Origin of the sequence: Burkholderia sp. AU18528 (assembly GCF_002223215.2) — a bacterium.
Classification (GTDB): domain Bacteria; phylum Pseudomonadota; class Gammaproteobacteria; order Burkholderiales; family Burkholderiaceae; genus Burkholderia; species Burkholderia semiarida.
In genome coordinates, this window is the sequence record NZ_NKFC02000009.1 from 108,439 (window position 1) to 129,660 (window position 21,222).

A 21,222-nucleotide genomic window follows, 5' to 3' on the forward strand; every position below is an offset into this window, starting at 1 on the left:
CCAGGCGGGGTGCACCGTTGAACTGGCGGTGGCCCGGTACGCGCAACCGTTCGATCTGCTTACTCGGCGCTTCCTGTCCGATGCGTCTGGCGAGCATCGCTCATGTTCGCCCGGACACATCATGACGAATTTCTCCGCAGGCGCGTTGAATTATTTTTGGGGTCGAGATCGAAGCTGCCGAAATGAGAAAAGATCGTCATCTTTGTTTTGGTAATGGCGAAGGTTTTATTTCTTTCCCTTGAATTCGGTTGGCCATTTATCGTTTTTTTGTAAAACAAGGACATTTGATGATGGACATTAAATGAAAAAGTGAATTTATTAGTTCGATAAAATTAAATCGGTTGATGCGGGATATTTCGTCGAAATTCTTCGGGATTTAGAATTTCTCTGAACAACCCTGGATTGATATGAAATTTTTCGAGATAGACCATCGTGAACGCTGCTATGGTGTGTCCCGGAGGTCAAGTGCACGGTGTGACAATCCTGACTGCAATTAGGGAAACTGATCAAATCCATGCGCTAATGGCGATCGACGTGTCGGCAAGCCAATTTGTCGACGTGGAATCCATTGCGCGGTGTGCCGCCGCGTGAAATGGGGCTTCGCATTGTTGCCTGACTTCGCTGCGGTTCACGCGCCTTTTCGACGCCATTCGTCATGATGGACGAAACACGTCATGACGTATTGACGAACGATTTTCCGGTTCAACTCGACGAGGCGGCACTATCCATTCAGGTTTCAAATCCCATGGGAAGCGTGTCATGAGCAATCCGATCAGGAATATTGTCATCGTGGGCGGCGGCACGGCGGGCTGGATGTCCGCGTCGTATCTCGTCCGCGCGCTCCAGCAGCAGGCGAACATCACGCTCGTCGAATCCGCGGCGATTCCGCGGATCGGCGTGGGCGAGGCGACCATCCCGAGCTTGCAGAAGGTGTTCTTCGACTTCCTCGGGATACCGGAGCGGGAATGGATGCCGCAGGTGAACGGCGCGTTCAAGGCTGCCATCCGGTTCGTGAACTGGAGGAAGTCGCCCGACGGTTCGCGCAGCGACCACTTCTACCATTTGTTCGGCAACGTGCCGAACTGCGACGGCGTGCCGCTGACCCACTACTGGCTGCGCAAGCGCGAACAGGGCTTCCAGCAACCGATGGAGTACGCGTGCTACCCGCAGACGGAGGCGCTCGACGGCAAGCTCGCGCCGTGCCTGGCCGACGGCACCCGCCAGATGTCCCACGCGTGGCACTTCGACGCGCATCTCGTGGCCGACTTCCTGAAGCGCTGGGCCACCGAACGCGGGGTGAAGCGCGTGGTGGACGAGGTCGAGCAGGTTCACCTGGACGACCGCGGCTACATCTCCCGCCTGTCCACCAAGGAAGGGCGCACGCTCGAAGCCGACCTGTTCATCGACTGCTCGGGCATGCGCGGGCTCCTGATCAACCAGGCGCTGAAGGAGCCCTTCATCGACATGTCCGATTACCTGCTGTGCGACAGCGCGGTCGCCAGCGCCGTGCCCGCCGACGACGCGCGCGACGGGATCGAGCCGTACACGTCGGCGATCGCGATGAACTCGGGGTGGACCTGGAAGATCCCGATGCTGGGCCGGTTCGGCAGCGGCTATGTATTCTCGAGCAAGTTCACGTCGCGCGACCGGGCCACCGCCGATTTCCTCGACCTCTGGGGGCTTTCGGACAAGCAGCCGCTCAACCAGATCAAGTTCCGGGTCGGGCGCAACCGGCGCGCGTGGGTCAACAACTGCGTTTCTGTCGGGCTGTCGTCGTGCTTTCTGGAGCCGCTGGAATCGACCGGCATCTACTTCATCTACGCGGCGCTGTACCAGCTCGTGAAGCACTTCCCCGACACGTCGTTCGATCCGCGCTTGATCGACGCGTTCAACGCTGAAATCGTCTACATGTTCGACGACTGCCGGGATTTCGTGCAGGCGCACTATTTCACCACGTCGCGCGACGACACGCCGTTCTGGCGCGCGAACCGGCACGACCTGCGGCTGTCGGACGCGATCAAGGAGAAGGTCGAACGCTACAAGGCGGGGCTGCCGTTGACCACCACGTCGTTCGACGATTCCACGTACTACGACACCTTCGACTACGAATTCAAGAACTTCTGGTTGAACGGAAACTACTACTGCATTTTTGCCGGCCTGGGGCTGCTGCCCGACCGGTCGCTGCCGCTCTTGCGGCACCGGCCCGAGTCGATCGACAAGGCCGAGGAGATGTTCGCGCGGATCCGGCGCGAGGCCGAGCGTCTGCGCACGACGCTGCCGACGAACCATGATTACCTGCGCTCGCTGCGCGAGGGCGATGCGGCGCTGTCTCGCAGCGAGCCCGGGCCGACGCTCGCGACGCCGGAGATCCTGTAGTGGACCGCGCCCCGGACCGCGTACGCACGATCGCGGCCACGCACGCCGCGGTGGCGGCCTGCGATCCGCTGCAGGCGCGCGCGCTCGTCCTGCGGCTGCCGGGCCTGAACCGTCAACGGGACGTGCCCGGCATCGTCGGCCTGTTGCGCGCGTTCCTGCCGGCACGCGGCGTGCCTTCGGGCTGGGGCTTCGTCGAAGCCGCCGCCGCGATGCGGGACATCGGGTTCTTCCTCGGGTCGCTCAAGCGGCACGGACACGAGCCCGTGGACGTGGTGCCCGGGCTCGAGCCGGTGCTGCTCGACCTGGCGCGCGCGACCGGCCTGCCGCCACGCGAGACGCTGCTGCACGTGACGGTCTGGAACCCCGCCGCGGCCGACGCGCAGCGCAGCTACACCGGGCTGCGCGACGAGGCGCACCTGCTCGAGAGCGTGCGCATCTCGATGGCGGCTCTCGAGGCGGCCATCGCGTTGACCGTCGAGCTGACCGACGTGCCGCTGAGGTCGCCCGCGTTCGCGAAAGGGTGCGACGCGCTCGCGGTCCATCTGCAGAAAATGGTCGACTCGATCGTCTACGCGTACCGGTTCATCTCGTTGCAGGTGTTCTACGACGAGCTTCGTCCGTTCTACGAACCGATTCGAGTCGGCGGCCAGCACTACCTGGGCCCCGGTGCGGTCGAAATGCCCCTCTTCGTGCTGGAGCACGTGCTGTGGGGTTCGCAGTCGGATCACGCCGCTTACCGGGAATTCAAGGAGACGTACCTGCCTTACGTGCTTCCCGCGTTCAGGGCGATCTACGCGCGGTTCGCCGGGCGTCCGGCGCTCATCGACCGCGTGCTCGGCGAAGCGCAGGCGGCACGCGCGCGGGGCGAGCCCGTCGAGGCCGGACTGGCGGCCCTCGACCGGGTATTCGAGATTCTGCTGCGCTTTCGCGCGCCTCACGTCAAATTGGCGGAGCGCGCGTACGAAGTCGGGCGAAGCGGCCCCACGATCGGCAGCGGCGGGTACGCGCCCAGCATGCTCGGCGATCTGCTCGCACTCACGCGTGCGGCACGGTCGCGCGTTCGCGCCGCGCTCGACGAATCCTGACGCGCGACGCGCGCGGCCATGTGTTCCATCTCAACAGGAGAGTGTGCCCTCATGACTCAACAGAGCCCCGCGAACGGGCGCGACAGCAACCACTTCGATGTGATCATCCTCGGTTCGGGCATGTCGGGCACCCAGATGGGAGCCATCCTGGCCAAGCAGCGGTTTCGCGTGCTGATCATCGAGGAATCGTCGCACCCGCGCTTCACGATCGGCGAATCGTCGATCCCCGAGACGTCGCTGATGAATCGCATCATCGCCGATCGCTACGGCATTCCCGAGCTCGACCACATCACGTCCTTCTATGCGACGCAGCGTTACGTCGCGTCGAGCACCGGCATCAAGCGCAACTTCGGCTTCGTGTTCCACAGGCCCGGCGAGGAACACGACCCGAAGGAGTTCACGCAGTGCGTGATTCCCGAGCTGCCGTGGGGGCCGGAGAGCCACTATTACCGGCAGGACGTCGACGCGTACCTGTTGCAAGCCGCCATCAAGTACGGCTGCACGGTTCGCCAGAAGACGAGCGTGACCGAATACCACGCCGACAAGGATGGCGTCGCGGTCGCGACCGCCCAGGGCGAACGGTTCACCGGCCGCTACATGATCGACTGCGGCGGGCCCCGCGCGCCGCTCGCGACCAAGTTCAATCTCCGCGAAGAGCCGTGCCGCTTCAAGACGCACTCGCGCAGCCTCTATACGCACATGCTCGGCGTCAAGCCGTTCGACGACATCTTCAAGGTCAAGGGGCAGCGCTGGCGTTGGCACGAGGGCACCTTGCACCACATGTTCGAGGGCGGCTGGCTCTGGGTGATTCCGTTCAACAATCATCCGCGTTCGACCAACAACCTGGTGAGCGTCGGCCTGCAGCTCGACCCGCGTATCCATCCGAAAACGGACATCTCCGCGCAGCAGGAATTCGACGCATTCCTCGCGCGGTTCCCGAGCATCGCGGCGCAGTTCCGGGACGCCGTGCCGGTGCGCGACTGGGTCAGGACCGATCGCCTGCAGTTCTCGTCGAGCGCCTGCGTCGGCGACCGATACTGCCTGATGCTGCACGCGAACGGGTTCATCGATCCGCTTTTTTCCCGCGGGCTCGAGAACACCGCGGTGACCATCCACGCGCTCGCGGCGCGCCTGATCAAGGCGCTGCGCGACGACGATTTCTCCCCCGAGCGCTTCGAGTACATCGAGCGTCTGCAGCAGAAGCTTCTGGACCACAACGACGACTTCGTCAGTTGCTGCTACACGGCGTTCTCGGACTTCCGCCTGTGGGACGCGTTCCACCGGCTGTGGGCGGTCGGCACGATCCTCGGGCAGTTCCGGCTGGTGCAGGCGCACGCGCGGTTCCGTGCGTCGCGCGACGAGCGCGACCTCGATCACCTCGACGACAACCCCCCGTACCTCGGGTACCTGTGCGCGGACATGGAGGGGTACTACCAGTTGTTCAACGACGCCAAAGCCGAGGTCGAAGCCGTGAGCGCCGGGCGCAAGCCGGCCGAGGAGGCCGCGGCGCGCATTCACGCCCTCATCGACGAACGGGAGTTCGCGAAGCCGATGTTCGGTTTCGGGTACTGCATCACCGGAGCCAAACCGCAGCTCAACAACTCGAAGTACAGCCTGCTGCCGGCGATGAAGCTGCTGCACTGGACGCAGACCAGCGCGCCGGCGGAGGTGAAAAGGTATTTCGACTACAACCCGATGTTCGCGCTGCTCAGGGCGTACATCACGACCCGCATCGGCCTGGCGCTGAAGTAGTCGGCCGACCTCCGGAATGAAAATGATCGAAGACATTCAATTGAACGAGGCGGGGGCCAGGGAGCGTCCCGCGGGAGCGTACGACGCGACCACGCGCGTGGCCGCGAGCTGGTACGTCGCGATGCGCTCGGCCGACCTCAAGGACAAACCGACGGCGCTGACGCTCTTCGGCCGGCCGTGCGTCGCGTGGCGCGGCGCGTCGGGACGGGCCGTGGTGATGGACCGCCACTGCGCGCACCTTGGCGCGAACCTGGCCGACGGGCAGATCAGGGACGGGTGCATCCAGTGCCCGTTTCACCATTGGCGATACGACGAGCGCGGCCAGTGCGTGCACATTCCGGGCCATAGCCCGGCGGTGCACCGGCTGGAGCCCGTTCCGCGCGGCGCGCGCCAGCCGACGTGGGTTACCGCCGAGCGGTATGGTTACGTGTGGGTCTGGTACGGTTCCGCGCAGCCGCTGCACCCGCTGCCCGACATCGCCGCGGCCGACGTCGACAACGACGATTTCATGCATCTGCACTTCGCGTTCGAGACGACGACGGCGGTCTTGCGGATCGTCGAGAACTTCTACGACGCGCAGCACGCGACGCCCGTCCACGCGCTCCCGGTCTCGGCCTTCGAGCTCAAGCTGTTCGACGATTGGCGCGAATGGCCGGAGGTCGAGCCGATGGCGCGGGCGGGCGCGTGGTTCGGCGCCGGGATCGACTTCACGGTGGACCGGTACTTCGGGCCGCTCGGCATGCTGTCGCGCGCGCTGGGCCTGAACATGTCGCAGATGAACCTGCACTTCGACGGCTATCCCGGCGGGTGCGTGATGACCGTCGCGCTGGACGGAGACGCCAAATACAAACTGCTCCAGTGCGTGACGCCGATAAGCGACGGCAAGAACGTCATGCACATGCTGATCTCGATCAGGAAGGTGGGCGGCCTCCTGCGCCGCGCGACCGACTACGTGCTGTTCGGGCTCCAGACCCGGCAGGCCGCGGGGTACGACGTCAAGATCTGGAACGGGATGAAGCCGGACGGCGGCGGCGCGTACAGCAAGTACGACAAGCTCGTGCTCAAGTACCGCGCGTTCTACCGGGGGTGGGTCGATCGCGTCGGCTCGAGCGAACCGTGACGCGTGAGTCGGCAGCGCCGGCCGGCCCTCGTTGCCGGTTCCCGTTTTCCCGGTGACGAGAACGTCCCGCGTTTTCATCGCGGCCGGCGCACCATTTTTCGTGGCAACCGATAAAAAGATAATTCGCCGTTGATCGTTTGCGAGGACGGATAGTCACCCGATGCGGCTGCATGTCGGGGCAAGCCGACCGACATGGCCGGCCATCTTGCGAAATGTCTCTTCAGGCGGGGATGCGCACATTACAGTAAGTTTGCTTGCGTGCCGACATCAAGAACAACAACACACGCGGGGAAGAAAGCATGGGCTCCATGACGGTCGGCAGGAAGCTGGGCGTAGCATTCGGTATCGTCGTACTTATTTCGTTGATCGGCAGCGCGATCTCGATCGTCAATTTTCTGAAGCTGAACCAGGCGAACGGCTGGAACGTTCATAGCTACCAGGTCCTGCGAGCGAACGACGACATGCTGACGAGCATGATCAACATGGAGACGGGCGTGCGTGGCTACGTGGCCGCGGGGGATGACCGGTTTCTGGAGCCCTACAAGGCGGGCCTCAAGCAGTTCGCCACGTCGTTCGATGTCGTGCGCAGCCTCACTTCGGACAATGCAGCGCAACAGCGCCGTCTCGAGACGCTGCGCGACATGCATCAGAAGGTGGCGGAGGTCGACGACAAGCTGATCGCGATGCGGCGTGACGTCAATGCCGGTACGCAGCCTGCCAATGTGCTGATCGACTACTTCAAGCAGGGCGACGACAAGCAGTTCATGGACCGCTATCGAGCCGTGGCCGCCGAGCTGAACGACGCCGAGCAGTCGCTGCTCGATCAGCGTTCAGGAGACGTGGCCAGCTTGACGGCGCTGACCAAGTTGACGCTCGCGGCTGCAGGCGTCGTCACCGTCATCCTCGCAATCGTGCTGGGGACAGTCATCACGCGCGGAATCATGCGGTCGCTGGGCGGCGAGCCCGCCGACGCCGCGGTCGTGGCCGGGCGTATTGCCGAAGGCAACCTCGAAGCACCCGTGCCGGTCGCGCCGAACGATCGCGGCAGCCTGATGGCGTCGCTCGAATCGATGCGACGGCAACTGAGCGGCATCGTGTCGGAAATCCAGTCGACCGCGGAATCGATCACGACTTCGGCCGGCGAAATCGCGCAGGGTAACCTGGATCTCTCGCAGCGAACGGAAGAGCAGGCGGCTTCGCTCGAGGAAACGGCGGCGAGCATGGAGCAGTTGACCGCGACGGTTCGTCAGAATACGGAAAACGCCAGGCAGGCGAATGCGCTTGCGGGCAGCGCGTGCGAGGTCGCGATGCGCGGCGGCGAAGTGGTGAACCAGGTGGTCGATTCCATGCGTGCGATTTCGAGCAGTTCGGGCAAGGTGGCCGAAATCATTGCCGTGATCGAGGGGATCGCGTTCCAGACGAACATCCTCGCGCTGAACGCGGCAGTCGAGGCCGCGCGTGCGGGCGAGCAGGGGCGCGGCTTCGCGGTCGTGGCCGGCGAAGTGCGCACGTTGGCGCAACGCAGCGCGAACGCGGCCAAGGAAATCAAGGATCTCATCACGGGTTCGGTGGAGAGCGTGGCGCAGGGGTCGCAGCACGTCGAACGCGCGGGCACGACGATGTCGGATATCGTGCAGTCCGTGCGGCGGGTGACCGACATCATGAGTGAAATTGCGTCGGCTTCGGACGAACAGGGAACGGGTATCGAGCAGGTCAACGTCGCCGTGGGGCAGATGGACTCGGTCACGCAGCAGAATGCGGCGCTCGTGGAGCAGGCATCGGCTGCCGCCCAGGCGATGGCGCAGCAGGCAACCACGCTGCGCGACGTGGTCGGGGTATTCAGGATCGGTCGCGCGCTCGCGCACTGACGGGCGCGGCCCCGGTGCTCCGCGGGAAGTCGACGCGAGCGGAAGCCGAGCCGCTTCGCGGCTTTCCATGTGATTGCCGTCGGCGAGTTCCGGCGTAAGCCGCAAACGGCTGCCTTGCCCAGCCGCTATATGGCGATCTGCGTCGAGGAAAAAACCTGTTTGAGCACCATGAAAGTCCGAATCTGACGCACGCCGGGCAGATAAAGCAGTTGTTCGGCATGGAGTCGGTTGAAGCTTTCGCTATCGCGGGTGCGCAGCATCATGAAGTAGTCGAACTCGCCGGTCACCACGTGGCATTCCATGCAGCCGGATACGTTCTGCGCCGCTTTTTCAAACGCGGCAAAGGATTCGGGAGTCGATCGATCCAGTACGACGCCGATGATGACGACCATGCCCGCATCGAGGGCAGGCGCGTTGAGCAACGCGACGATTCCTCGGATCAAACCCAGGCTCTTGAGCCGTTCGACGCGGCGCAAACACGCCGGCGCGCTCAAATTCACCTTCGCCGCCAGAGCGACGTTCGAGATCGATGCGTCTTTCTGAAGGGCTCGCAGGATCGCTTTGTCCGTACGGTCAAGTTCGACGTGGCTCGCGTCGTCGGGGCGCGATTTGCCAGGAAATTTTGTTGTCGATTTCATTGATTCTAAAAAATATACATTCGTGGGGATGGGGGAAATTGTATTTCAAAGCGCGGCGATCGGCGGATGTTTGCAACCACGTTTCGTGGGTATTTCACTAGAATTTCTTCGTGCCCGGTCGCCCTGACGACATCGGGCGTCGGAATCCACCGCCCACCTTTCGGAGAACCTCCGTGAACCTCGATCGCTTTCCTCGCCACAAGCTGACCTTCGGACCCACCCCCATCCACGAGTTGCCCCGCCTCGGCAAGGCGCTGGGTGGAAAAGTTCATCTCTATGCAAAACGCGAAGACTGCAACAGCGGCCTGGCGTTCGGCGGGAACAAGACCCGGAAGCTCGAGTACATCGTGCCGGACGTTCTGGCGAGCGGAGCCGACACGCTGGTATCGATCGGCGGCATCCAGTCGAACCAGACGCGTCAGGTCGCGGCGGTCGCGGCTCATCTTGGCCTGAAATGCGTGCTGGTTCAAGAAAACTGGGTCAACTACTCGGACGCCGTGTATGACCGCGTCGGGAACATTCAGATGTCGCGCATGATGGGCGCCGACGTTCGGCTGGTCAGCGATGGCTTCGACATCGGCATTCGCCCGAGCTGGGAGCAGGCGATGGAGAGCGTTCGCGACGCGGGAGGGAATCCGTATCCGATCCCAGCCGGTTGTTCAGAGCATCGGCTTGGCGGCCTGGGGTTCGTCGGTTTCGCGGAGGAAGTGCGCGCCCAGGAAGCTGAACTCGGATTCAAGTTCGACTACATCGTCGTGTGTTCGGTGACGGGAAGCACGCAGGCCGGCATGGTCGTCGGCTTCGCGGCAGACGGGCGCGCGGATCGCGTGATCGGTATCGATGCGTCGGCCAAACCCGCGCAGACGCGCGAGCAGATTCTTCGCATCGCACGCCACACCGCCGATCTCGTGGAACTCGATCGGCCGATCGGGGACGCGGACGTGGTGCTGGATACGCGCTACGGGGGCCCTGAATACGGCCTTCCGTCGGAAGGTACGCTCGAAGCGATTCGACTGTGCGCGAAGACCGAGGGGATGTTGACCGACCCGGTTTATGAAGGCAAGTCGATGCATGGCATGATCGACAGGGTGCGCCGGGGCGAGTTTCCGGAAGGGTCCCGTGTCTTGTATGCACACCTCGGCGGCGTCCCCGCATTGAACGCATACAGCTTCCTGTTCAAGAACGGTTGAGGCTTGGCCGCGTTCCGACTGCAAGTGGAGTCGGAACGCGGCGTGTATATCGTCAATTCGGGGTGCAAAGTATGGACATGCAGAATCGACTTCCGACCACGACGACCGATCCCGACCCGGAAGAGCTCCGGGAATGGTGCGACGCGCTCGATGGCGTGTTGCATGCGTGGGGCGGCGATCAAGGCAAGGAACGTGCACGCCATCTTCTCGACTCGTTGTTGGCGCATGCACACGCCCGTCGCGTCGCGTGGAGGCCGCCTCTGATCACGCCGTACGTCAATACCGTGGCGCCCGACGAGCAGCCTGCCTATCCGGGCGATCTGCAAATCGAGCGGCGGATCGCGGCGTTGATACGGTGGAACGCGCTCGCGATGGTGGTCCGCGCCAACCGGGCGCAGGGCGAACTGGGCGGACACATCGCGAGCTATGCTTCGGCCGCGGACCTGTTCGAGGTCGGTTTCCAGCATTTTTTCCGCGGCCCGGATGCGGTGCACGGCGGCGATCTGGTGTTTTTCCAGGCGCACTCGGCGCCGGGTGTCTACGCGCGGGCATTTCTCGAGGGGCGACTGTCGGAAGAATCGCTGTCCCATTATCGCCAGGAGATCGTGGCGGAGGCCGGCGGCATCCGGGGATTGAGCTCATATCCTCATCCCTTTTTGATGCCGGACTTCTGGCAGTTTCCAACCGGATCGATGGGGCTGGGGCCGCTCAACGCCATTTATCAGGCGCGGTTCATGCGGTACATGGAAAATCGTGGCTTGAAGGCGCACGGCGATCGTCGCGTGTGGGGTTTTTTCGGCGATGGAGAAATGGACGAGCCCGAGTCGATCGCCGCGTTGACACTCGCGGCTCGCGAGCGGCTCGACAACTGCATATTCGTCATCAACTGCAATCTCCAGCGACTGGATGGCCCCGTTCGCGGCAACGGCCGGGTCATCGACGAACTCGAGGCATTGTTCGCCGGCGCCGGATGGAACATCGTCAAATGCATCTGGGGCTCCGAGTGGGATGCGTTGCTCGGCCGCGATCATGGCGGTGTGCTCGAACGCGCTTTCGCGAACACCGTCGATGGTGATTTCCAGACGTTGTCGGCCAATGACGGCGCATTCAATCGCGAGACGTTCTTCAGCCGGACGCCGGAACTGCGAGCGCTGGTGGATTCGTTGTCCGACGACGACATCGCGATGCTTCGGCGCGGCGGACACGATCCCGTGAAAATCCATGCCGCCTTTGCCGCGGCGACGGTCAGGAATGGTCGGCCGTCGGTTGTGCTTGCCAAGACCATGAAGGGCTATGGCATGGGCACGATCGCGCAAGGGCGCATGACGACGCATCAGCAGAAAAAGCTGGAGCGGGACGACCTGCTTGCCTTTCGGGATCGATTCGCGCTCCCGCTTTCCGACGAAGAGGCATCGGAAGCGCGGTTCTATCGGCCGCCGCACGATAGCGATGAACTGCGGTACTTGCGCAAGCGTCGCGAGACGCTTGGCGGCTATCTCCCTCAGCGACGTGCGGCATCCGAGCGACTGGCGGTGCCCGAACTGGCGAGCGTCGCGGGCTTCTCGCTGAATGCGGACGGCAAGGTCATGAGTTCGACGACCGCCTTCGTCAGGCAACTTGGTGCGCTGCTCAAGGACGCCAGCCTCGGCCCGCGATTGGTTCCGATCGTGGCGGACGAGGCCAGAACGTTCGGCATGGCGAATCTTTTCCGTCAGGTCGGAATCTACGCGCCGTTCGGTCAGTTGTACGATCCGGAAGACAATTCATCGATGCTCTCGTATCGTGAAGCGTCCGATGGTCAAATTCTCGAGGAAGGCATCACGGAGGCGGGGGCCATCTCGTCGTGGACGGCCGCCGCGACGAGTTACGCCGTGCACGGTATTCCGATGATGCCGTTCTATATCTACTACAGCATGTTCGGCTTTCAGCGTATCGGCGACTTGATCTGGGCGGCTGCCGACCAGCGAGCCCGAGGCTTTCTCGTCGGCGCCACGTCAGGCCGCACGACGCTGGGAGGTGAAGGATTGCAGCATCAGGATGGCTCGAGCCATCTTCTCGCGTCGACGATACCGACGTGTCGGGCGTACGATCCGTCCTTTGCCGGTGAACTGGCGGTCCTGGTCGATTACGGGTTGCGGCGTATGCTGAGTGACGCGTACGACGAGTTCTTTTACGTCACCGTGACCAATGAAAACGTCGCGCAACCAAGTATTGCCGATGCGTCGCATGAAGGTATCGTGAAAGGCATGTATCTGTTTCGACGGGGCGGCCGCTTTCAGAGGCGGGTTCAGTTGTTCGGCAGCGGCGCGATCATGGGGGAGGTTCTCAAGGCGGCGGACGAATTCGAGCGGTTGCATGAGGTGTCCGCGGACGTCTGGAGTATTACCAGCTATGTCGAGCTGGGGCGGGATGGCGCGCGATGCGAGCGGGAATGGCGGCTCGGTTCCGGAGACATCGGGGAATCGTGGATTTCCACCCAGCTGCGCGCGACCGTTGGGCCGATCGTCGCCGCGTCGGACTATGTGAAAGCGCTTCCGGAAATGGTTCGTGCATATATTCCTGAAGGACGGCGATATGTCACGCTTGGGACCGACGGGTTCGGTCGAAGCGATTCGCGCGCGCAGTTGCGGCGGTATTTTGAGGTGGATGCTCAGGCCATCGTGCAGGCCGGGTTGAAGGCCCTCGAGGGGCCGGTGGTGGGGAATGAGGCCCGCCAACTGTCGGGGGCGTCTGATGTCGTCGGGGTGGTGGCGTACTAACGTGTGGTTTCTGTCGAATATGTGCGTGGGTCGTTGTTTTAAGTGGTTCTCCGCGCCTTTGTCGTTGAACTTGTCTTGCTATCGGTCTATCAGCGTCGCCCCTGCGCGGGGCGGCGGTCACTTTTCTTTGTCTTCCAAAGAAAAGTAACCAAAAGAAAGGCGCGTCCTTGGGCGGACGGCAAAGGTGGTTCTGCTCAGGTTCGTGGTTTATTTGACCACCGTAGTTCGCGGGATGTCGGGGCTCGGTGGGGACACGGGTACGGTCGCCACGTGTCTAGTCGGCCGTATGCAGTTGCTTCACCAGTTCGCCAATGAAGTCGATCAGTACAGTCGACAACTCGCGGCCCGACAAGGTCTGGATCTGGATCGCACGCAACGACATGCCCGGATGGTCGATCGGTATCGCCACCAGGCCGTCCGTCGCCAGACGCGCCTGTACCGTCAGGCGGCTGGTCAGCGACACGACCCCAGACATTTGAGTGAATGCATACAGCGTGCCGGAGTTGTTGCAGGTCAGGACAGGCTCGAAAAGAAGATTCTCGAGGCTCGCCGTCGTATCGAAAAGCTGACGGATCGTCGTGCCACGGTCAAGCAGCGCAATCGGGAAATTCCGCAACTCGGCCATCGATACCGTCGCGCGACCAGCCAGCGCGTGAGAACGCGGCATGACGGCGCAAATGGGCGCGCTCTGCGTGTACTCGACGTTGATCTCCGGCTCTCGTACAACACCGAAAGTCAGTCCGATATCCGCTTCGCCGCTCCGTACGTGTGCCGTCACCTCCTTCGGCGCCGTCACCGCCACCTCGAAACGGGTACCGGGCGACTTCTCCAGAAATTGCGTGATGGCCCGAGGGAGAACATCCCGGGCAAACGCTTCCGACGTCGAGACGCGGATCGTGCTCCGATCGAACGAGTTCAGCGCCTTGATCTCCTCGATCACCTGCTGACCTTCGAGCAGGGTTCTACGAACATGGGCAGCCAGCAGCTCCCCGGCCTTGTTGGGGACCATGCCGCGCGCCTGACGCTCGAACAACGGGCAGCCAACCTCCTCCTCCAGCTTCGTGATCTGACGGCTGATCGCCGAGATCGAAACGTGCAGCTTCTCGGACGCCTCGCTCAGCGAACCTGTATTGGCAACGGCAAGGAAGTATCGGAGTGCAGCGTTGTGCATGACGGGCCGCCAAGTTTGCGTTATTCGAAAGCAGGGCACGCAAAAAAGTCAATTGTGGTGCGCGTTTTGGCTCCGTACGCTTGATCCATCAAGGTCGAACAAGCCGCTCTTCCACGATACACGCGAGGATCACCATGACGCGCCATCAAGCAATCGACTCTGCCACAACATATTTCGATTCGGGGGGCTTTCTGAAAGATCTCGCGCGACGCGTCTCCATGACGACGGAAAGTCAGGATTCCGGACGGGACGGCGAGCTTCGAGCATACCTCGTCGACGAGATCGTCCCATCGATCGACCGTATCGGCTTTGAGTCTCGTATCGTCGAGAACCCGGTGGCGGGGAGCGCGCCGTTTTTGATCGCGACGCGTATCGAGGACCCCTCGCTTCCGACGATCCTGATGTACGGGCACGGTGACGTCGTCCGTGGCCATGACGGACAGTGGAAGGACCAGATGTCGCCATGGAACGTCACGGTTGAAGGGGACCGATGGTTCGGGCGGGGCACCGCCGACAACAAAGGGCAACACACGATCAACCTGGCCGCGCTGGAGCAAGTCATCGAGGCCAGGAATCGACGCCTGGGCTTCAATGCGACGCTGCTGCTCGAGATGGGGGAAGAAACCGGATCGCCCGGGCTGCGCGCGGTCTGCGAGCAGAACAAGGACCTTCTCGCCGCCGACGTTCTGATCGCTTCGGATGGCCCTCGGGCCAGGTCGAACGTCCCCTGCGTTTTTCTCGGGTCGCGTGGATTCGTGAACTTCACGCTTTCCGTCCGGCTCCGGTCGGGCGCCCATCATTCCGGAAATTGGGGTGGAGCGCTCGGCAATGCCGGAACCGTGCTCGCGAACGCGATTTCGTCGCTCGTCGACGGGCGCGGGCGGATCCTCGTCGACGCGCTGTTGCCGACGCATATTCCGGCTTCGGTACGCACGGCGCTGAAGCATATTGCCGTCGGTGGCGGGCCCGACGATCCTCACGTCGACGGCAATTGGGGCGAACCCGATTTGACGGCCCAGGAGCGCGTCTATGCATGGAACGCGCTCGAAGTACTGGCCTTTACCACCGGTAACCCGACCAGCCCGATCGGCGCGATTCCGCCCGTCGCGCACGCGCATTGCCAACTCAGATACGTCGTCGGTACGGATTGCGAGCGTATCGAAGAAGTTCTACGGCATCGCCTCGACGAATGCGGGTTCGACAGGGTCGAGGTTTCGATCGGCGAGCGAATGGGCGCCACGCGTCTGCCGCCGGAAGATCCGTGGGTCGCATGGGCGCTCGATTCGATCGAGCGGACGACCGGAAAGCAGCCGGATTTGCTTCCCAATCTTGGCGGGTCGCTGCCCAACGACGTCTTTTCCGAGGTTCTGGGCCTTCCGACGATCTGGATTCCGCACTCATACGGAGCCTGCTCCCAGCACGCACCGAACGAACACCTCCTTGGAAGTGTCGCGCGTGAGGCGCTGCAGATCATGGCCGGCATATTTTGGGATCTCGGGGAGTCGGCATCCGCCGTCCGGGATCGGCGCAAGGAAGGAGCGCTTGTCGTCCACGCATAAGACGCCAATTTTTTAATGCACTTGTCATCGTAAGTGAACGGAGAATGAGATGCGTACTATGGAAATGGTGGATGCCGCGCCGACGAGAGAACAAGCTCCAAACGTGTTGCGACTGGTGTCCGCCGCAACCGTCGGCAATGCCTTGGAATGGTTCGACATACTGATTTACGGATTCTTCGCAATCTCGATTTCAAAGGCTTTCTTTCCTGCGTCGAGCAGCGGGGTATCCCTTCTTCTGACGTTCGGGACGTTCGCGATCTCGTATTTGGCCAGACCGATCGGAGCGCTGGTACTGGGTTCGTATGCGGATCGTCGCGGCCGCAAGGCGTCGATGATGGTGTCGATCGTGACGATGATGATCGGCACGACGACGATCGCACTGATGCCGAGTTACGCGTCGATCGGCGTGATCGCACCGATTCTGGTCATCTGCGCTCGGCTGCTTCAGGGATTTTCCGCGGGCGGCGAGTTCGGCAGCACGACCGCGTTTCTGGTGGAGCAGTGTCCCGAGCGCAAGGGATTGTTCGCCAGCTTCCAGTTCGCGAGTCAAGGATTGAGCTATATGCTTGCGGCCGGTTTCGGCGTTCTCCTCACGTTGATCCTCGATGGAGACGCCATCGACGCATGGGGTTGGCGCATCCCGTTTCTCTTTGGTGTGCTGATCGGCCCGGTCGGCCTGTACTTGCGAAAGCACGTGCATGAGGCCGACGGCGCGAGGCGTGAAAGGCCCGCATCGTTCCCGGTGAGGGAAGTGTTCGTCAATCAGAAAGCCAGAATGTTGCTGGCGATCGGTACGCTCGTTCTTTCTACCGGCGCCAGTTACGTCATTCTTTATATTCCGACCTACGCGGTACGTGAACTTCATCTGCCTGCCAGTTTCGGTTTCATTGCAACGACGTTGACCGGCGCCATCCTGACGTTCGTTACGCCGTTCGTCGGTCATCTCTCGGACAGGATCGGCCGCATCAGGCTGATGATCTGGGCCGGAGTAGCCTTCATTCTGACCATTTACCCGGTTTTCAAATTGCTTGGCGCGCATCCCGATCTGGGAAGACTCATTGCGATGATGGCCTGGATGGGGACGCTGAAGGCGGTCTATTTTGGCGCGCTGCCAGCGCTGATGGCGGAAGTATTTCCGACCGAAACGCGAGCGACGGGCATGGCGATCAGCTACAACATCGGCGTCACGCTGTTTGGCGGTTTCGCGCCGCTGATCGTCGCGTCGCTGATCCATCAGACGGGCAATCTGGCATCGCCGGCGTTTTATCTGATGCTGCTCGGCGTGCTGAGTCTGATTGCATTGCGCGGCTGTCGATCGATGTTGAATCTCCGATAAGGCAGCGCATCGAGAGAACGCCGCACGGCCGGGCGATGGCTTCGCCGGGTGCGGCGCGAGACTTGTTTCGACGACATGCGAGGTGATCGGCATGAGTGCAAGGAAACTGGGCGCGGTATCGTCGGGGGCTTCGACGTGGAACTGGCTGTTACCGCCTTCGGAGCGGGCTCGCGTGTGTGTCGTCATGGATCCGAGCCCGGGCTCGGCCGCGGTTTCAGCGGCCGTAGCCCGCTTCGCGGCGATGCCGGAAGTCGCGCTTCTCCAGATTGACGATCCCGTCGATGCGCATCGTGCATGGAGCGAGTCGCTCATGCCGGGTAACGTCCCGGATGCGGCGAAGACGAGCGCGGATTGCCGATTGAGTCGATTGCCGCGAGGCGTGCCGTTGCTGATGTGGTCGACACGCCCGCAACACCTCGACTGGCTCGGCGGCATCGAAGGCAACAGGGTGCGTGCCCTCGTTACTTTCGACGGCGACGAGGTCGAAATGCAGGTATCTCGTCTGCTCGCGCTTGTGCTGAAGGAGTTGAAGCACGCGATCGCCGAGAACATGTTGATCCATTGAGGCGATGAAAATCGCTTTGCCCGGCCGTTGCAGACCGAGCGGCTGGTCAATGACTAGTCCCGGCAAATCGGTGTCGCGGTCACGTCGTGGAAACCATGAAGGGCATCAACGACAGCTCCCGCCAAATCTCGGACATCACGGGTGTCATCGACAGCATTGCCTTTCAGACGAACATTCTGGCCTTGAATGCGGCGGTCGAGGCCGCGCGCGCCGGCGAGCAGGGCAGGGGCTTCGCGGTGGTCGCCAGCGAAGTGCGCAGCCTGGCCGGACGTTCCGCCGATGCGGCCAGGGAGATCAAGAAGCTCATCGGCTCGAGCGTGGGGCGCGTTGCTCAAGGTTCGACCGAAGTCGAGCGCGCATGGGTGGCGATGACCGAAGTCGTGAACTCCATTCGTCGCGTCACCGAGACGATGCGTGAAATCAGTGCCGCGAGCGCCGAACAATCGCTCGGCGTGGCCCAGATCGGCGAAGCCGTCGGCCAGATGGAGCGCGCCACGCAGCAAAACGCTGCGTTGGTCGAGCAAACGGCGGCGGCGGCGGTCAGTCTGCGCCAGCAGTCACGGGAACGGGTGGAGGTCATCTCGGTTTTTCGCCTTGGACGCGGTGAAGCGCCGTAGAGCCGGCGTGTTTAGGCATACGCGCCGCGATCGCGCTGGACCGACGGGACGGGAATCCGCCGCCTGGCGCCGCGACCGCACGCCAGGCTGACGGGCCGATTACCGTTTTGTCATCTACGCCGCTCGGGCCTGCACGGAGCGCGGCCGTGTCGCCGTTTCCGGGTAACATCGCCGTATGTCACCACGAATGCGACGGAGCCGGCCATGCGCATCCTGATAGTCGAAGACGAACCGAAAACGGGCGCGTACCTGAAGAAAGGGCTCGAGGAATCGGGCTTCAGCGTCGATCTCGCGAAGGACGGCGCCGAAGGGCTGATGCTCGCGCAGGAAGAGCGTTACGACGTGATCGTGCTCGACGTGATGCTGCCCGTGCTCGACGGCTGGGGCGTGCTCAAGCGGCTGCGCGAGACGCATACGACGCCCGTGCTGTTCCTGACCGCGCGCGACGACGTGCAGGACCGCGTGCACGGCCTCGAACTCGGCGCCGACGATTACCTCGTGAAGCCGTTCGCGTTCGTCGAGCTGCTGGCCCGCATCCGCACGCTCGCGCGTCGCGGGCCGCCGCGCGAGACCGAGCACCTGGCGGTCGGCGATCTGGAAATCGACGTGGTGCGCCGCCGCGTGAAGCGCGGCGCCACGCGAATCGACCTGACGCCGCGCGAATTCTCGCTGCTGCAACTGCTCGCGCGCCGGCAGGGCGAGGTGCTGAGCCGCACGCAGATCGCATCGTACGTGTGGGACATGAATTTCGACAGCGACACCAATGTCGTCGAGGTCGCGATCCGGCGCCTGCGCGCGAAGATCGACGACGCGTTTCCGGTCAAGCTGATCCATACCGTGCGCGGCGTCGGCTACGTGCTCGAGCCGAAGGACGGCGCATGACGCGCGCGCGCTCGCTCGCGGCGACACTCGCGCTCGCTTTCGCCGCGACCACGCTGGCCGCGTTCGCGCTCGTCGGCGCGTATGTGTATGCGGGCCTCGAGCGGCAGGTGAACACGCAGGACGATCTCGACATCGTGCTGGCCGCGCGCCACACGCGCCGGCTCGCGGGCGAGCTCGAGTCGCTCGATGCGGTTCGCGCGCACGCGGAGCGGCTGACGAGCCAGGTGCTGGGCAACGAGGCGCTGTCGATGGTCGTCGTCGATGCGCAGGGCGACGTGCTCGCGCGCCACAACGTCCGGCTCGTCGCGCTCGACGATGCACCCGCGGCCGCATCGGTTCCGCTGGCCGACGCGCAACTGTTCGCGCCGCACGCGGCGCCGGTTCCCGCGAACGACCGGATCACGGCCGACCGGCTCGTCACATGGACCGCCGCCGGCGGCACGCCGATGCGCGGCGTCGCGATCGAGGCCGCGCTCGGCGACCGCACGCCTATCCGCATCGCGATCGCGCGCAACATGCGCGACCGGGCCGAACTGCTCGACGGCTACCGCAACCGGCTCATGCTTGCCGGCGGCGTCGGCGCGCTGTTCGCGCTGCTGCTCGGCTACTGGCTGATCCGCAAGGCGCTCGCGCCGCTGCGCGAGATCGTCGACGACACCGGCCGGATCACGGTCGACAAGCTCGACACGCGGCTCGACGCGTCGCGCGCGCCGCCGGAGCTGCGCGCGCTCGTCGATGCGCAGAATGCGATGCTCGGCCGCCTGCAGCAGGCGTTCGCGCATCTGTCGCAATTCAGCGCCGATCTCGCGCACGACTTGCGCACGCCGCTGAACAACATGCGCGGCGCCACCGAAGTCGCGCTCGCGCGGCCGCGTTCGGCCGACGAGTACCAGACGCTGCTCGAATCGAATCTCGAGGAATACGATCGCCTCGCACGGATGATCGAGAACGTGCTGTTTCTCGCGCGCGCCGAGCATCCGAGCTTCGTCACGCGGCAGCGCGCATTCGACGTGCGCGACGAACTCGAGCGCATCGCCGAGTATTTCGAGGGGCTCGCCGACGAGGCGGGCTCGGCGCTGCGCGTCGACGGGCACGGGCAGTTGACCGCCGACGTCGAGCTGTTCCGCCGCGCGGTCGGCAACCTGCTCGCGAACGCGCTGCGTTACACGCCCGCCGGCGGCGTCATCACGCTGAGTGTCGATGAAACCGCCGACGCGGTGCGCGTCGTCGTCGCGAATCCGGGCGAGCCGATCGATCCCGCGCTGTTGCCGCGGATCTTCGACCGCTTCGTGCGCGGCGACCCCGCGCGCAGCGGCGGCGCGCCGGGCGGCACGGCAGGGCTCGGCCTCGCGATCGTGCGCTCGGTGATGGAACTGCACGGCGGCACCGCGCAGGTCGAAAGCGACGCGCGCGGCACGCGCTTCGTGCTCACGTTCAATCGGCCGCCGGCTGTGTGACGGCGGGCTCGGGCTGCGCGGCCGCCGCGTGTTCCTTCGCGCCGGCGTTCGAAACAGGGCAGCCGTTTGCGGGGTCTTCAAACGAACCGAATGTAGAATCAATGTAGATACAAACGGCTTGCCATTTCTGCGGCGCGTGTCTACAATGGATAAACATTCGGAGCGTGATATGGAACTCAAAATTCAGAAGTGGGGCAACAGTGCGGCCGTGCGGCTTCCTGCTGTGTTGTTGGAGCAGATCGGCGCGTCGGCTGGCAGTTCTCTGCACGCCGATGTACGGCCGGATGGCTTGTTGCTTTCGCCCGCGCGGCGCAAATATTCGCTGGATGAACTCGTTGCGCAATGCGATCCGAAGGCTCCGCAACCGGCAGACCTCGTCGCGTGGGGTGAAGTCAAGCCCGTGGGACGTGAGGCATGGTGAGGCGCGTCAAGTTCGACCGTGGCGATATCGTGCGGGTTAGCCTGAATCCGACAGTGGGCAAAGAACAGCAAGGGGATTTCCGTCCCGCGCTGGTTCTGTCACCCGCCGCGTTCAACACGCTTGGCGTGGCGCTCGTCGCGCCAATTACGCAGGGCGGCGAATTCGCGCGATACGCGGGATTCGCTGTGCCGCTCTCGGGTTCGGGGACGGAGACGCAGGGCGTGGCGCTGGTGAACATGGTCCGCACGCTCGACCTCGAGGCGCGCGGCGCACGCAAGGTCGAGCGTGCCCCCATTGAAGTTGTCGAAGATGCGCTCGCTCGCCTGCAAACCATTTTGGAATGACGGGAAACGCCGGCCTCGCCGGTAAGTGACATCGCCAATCGACAGTGCGATCAACGCGTCGGTTCGCTGCCTCAAATGCGGC

At 63.4% G+C, this 21,222-nt stretch carries 16 protein-coding genes and 1 pseudogene; 15 read left to right on the forward strand and 2 right to left on the reverse strand.

Annotation, left to right across the window (positions count from 1 at the left end):
• Positions 1-759: 759 nt before the first annotated feature.
• From CFB52_RS31145 to CFB52_RS31165, 5 genes are all read left to right on the forward strand, one after another.
• On the forward strand, positions 760-2,376 hold the full coding sequence (locus CFB52_RS31145; RefSeq protein WP_099318362.1) for a tryptophan halogenase family protein: 1,617 nt from the start codon (positions 760-762) through the stop codon (positions 2,374-2,376).
• Between the two features lie 50 nt (positions 2,377-2,426).
• Positions 2,427-3,461 carry a monodechloroaminopyrrolnitrin synthase PrnB family protein gene (locus CFB52_RS31150; protein ID WP_180278302.1) on the forward strand — a complete coding sequence of 345 codons (1,035 nt, stop codon included), beginning with the start codon at positions 2,427-2,429 and terminating at the stop codon, positions 3,459-3,461.
• A gap of 51 nt (positions 3,462-3,512) precedes the next feature.
• Complete coding sequence (locus CFB52_RS31155; protein WP_059579034.1) at positions 3,513-5,213, forward strand: NAD(P)/FAD-dependent oxidoreductase; 1,701 nt, start codon at positions 3,513-3,515, stop codon at positions 5,211-5,213.
• A 25-nt stretch (positions 5,214-5,238) separates the two neighbouring features.
• Positions 5,239-6,333, forward strand: a complete 1,095-nt coding sequence (locus tag CFB52_RS31160; RefSeq protein WP_099318589.1) for a Rieske 2Fe-2S domain-containing protein — start codon at positions 5,239-5,241, stop codon at positions 6,331-6,333.
• Positions 6,334-6,632: 299 nt separating this feature from the next.
• Positions 6,633-8,201, forward strand: a complete 1,569-nt coding sequence (locus CFB52_RS31165) for a methyl-accepting chemotaxis protein (protein ID WP_099318590.1) — start codon at positions 6,633-6,635, stop codon at positions 8,199-8,201.
• Positions 8,202-8,326: 125 nt separating this feature from the next.
• On the opposite strand, the gene CFB52_RS31170 is transcribed toward CFB52_RS31165, so the two are convergent.
• Positions 8,327-8,839, reverse strand: a complete 513-nt coding sequence (locus tag CFB52_RS31170) for an Lrp/AsnC family transcriptional regulator (protein ID WP_059579037.1) — start codon at positions 8,837-8,839, stop codon at positions 8,327-8,329.
• Positions 8,840-9,012: 173 nt separating this feature from the next.
• Here CFB52_RS31170 and CFB52_RS31175 point away from each other — a divergent pair, with 173 nt between their 5' ends.
• Both CFB52_RS31175 and mdeB read left to right on the forward strand, forming a co-directional pair.
• Entirely contained in the window at positions 9,013-10,029 is a 1,017-nt protein-coding gene (locus tag CFB52_RS31175; protein ID WP_059579040.1) for a 1-aminocyclopropane-1-carboxylate deaminase, read from the forward strand.
• Between the two features lie 71 nt (positions 10,030-10,100).
• On the forward strand, positions 10,101-12,788 hold the full coding sequence (gene mdeB / locus CFB52_RS31180) for an alpha-ketoglutarate dehydrogenase (RefSeq protein WP_099318364.1): 2,688 nt from the start codon (positions 10,101-10,103) through the stop codon (positions 12,786-12,788).
• Between the two features lie 274 nt (positions 12,789-13,062).
• On the opposite strand, the gene CFB52_RS31190 is transcribed toward mdeB, so the two are convergent.
• A complete protein-coding gene (locus CFB52_RS31190) occupies positions 13,063-13,959 on the reverse strand; it encodes a LysR family transcriptional regulator (protein WP_099318365.1) in 897 nt (298 codons plus the stop codon).
• Between the two features lie 134 nt (positions 13,960-14,093).
• On the opposite strand from CFB52_RS31190, the gene CFB52_RS31195 reads away from it, so the two are divergent.
• The 8 genes and pseudogenes from CFB52_RS31195 (at position 14,094) to CFB52_RS31230 (ending at position 21,140) form a co-directional block, all read left to right on the forward strand.
• Positions 14,094-15,518 (forward strand): M20 family metallopeptidase, encoded by a 1,425-nt coding sequence (locus CFB52_RS31195; protein ID WP_089466066.1) that lies wholly within the window; start codon positions 14,094-14,096, stop codon positions 15,516-15,518.
• Between the two features lie 49 nt (positions 15,519-15,567).
• Positions 15,568-16,854 carry an MFS transporter gene (locus CFB52_RS31200; RefSeq protein ID WP_099318366.1) on the forward strand — a complete coding sequence of 429 codons (1,287 nt, stop codon included), beginning with the start codon at positions 15,568-15,570 and terminating at the stop codon, positions 16,852-16,854.
• A gap of 184 nt (positions 16,855-17,038) precedes the next feature.
• Complete coding sequence (locus CFB52_RS31205) at positions 17,039-17,419, forward strand: hypothetical protein (RefSeq protein ID WP_155753715.1); 381 nt, start codon at positions 17,039-17,041, stop codon at positions 17,417-17,419.
• An 83-nt stretch (positions 17,420-17,502) separates the two neighbouring features.
• A pseudogene (locus tag CFB52_RS31210) lies at positions 17,503-18,036 on the forward strand (methyl-accepting chemotaxis protein); the annotation flags it as partial.
• A 204-nt stretch (positions 18,037-18,240) separates the two neighbouring features.
• Positions 18,241-18,918 carry a heavy metal response regulator transcription factor gene (locus CFB52_RS31215; protein WP_059579057.1) on the forward strand — a complete coding sequence of 226 codons (678 nt, stop codon included), beginning with the start codon at positions 18,241-18,243 and terminating at the stop codon, positions 18,916-18,918.
• Positions 18,915-20,375 carry a heavy metal sensor histidine kinase gene (locus tag CFB52_RS31220; protein WP_059579061.1) on the forward strand — a complete coding sequence of 487 codons (1,461 nt, stop codon included), beginning with the start codon at positions 18,915-18,917 and terminating at the stop codon, positions 20,373-20,375. Before CFB52_RS31215 ends, CFB52_RS31220 begins: the two co-directional genes overlap by 4 nt.
• Before the next feature lie 169 nt (positions 20,376-20,544).
• Positions 20,545-20,796, forward strand: a complete 252-nt coding sequence (locus CFB52_RS31225) for an AbrB/MazE/SpoVT family DNA-binding domain-containing protein (RefSeq protein ID WP_099318367.1) — start codon at positions 20,545-20,547, stop codon at positions 20,794-20,796.
• Positions 20,790-21,140 (forward strand): type II toxin-antitoxin system ChpB family toxin, encoded by a 351-nt coding sequence (locus tag CFB52_RS31230; RefSeq protein WP_059579063.1) that lies wholly within the window; start codon positions 20,790-20,792, stop codon positions 21,138-21,140. Before CFB52_RS31225 ends, CFB52_RS31230 begins: the two co-directional genes overlap by 7 nt.
• Positions 21,141-21,222 lie beyond the last annotated feature (82 nt).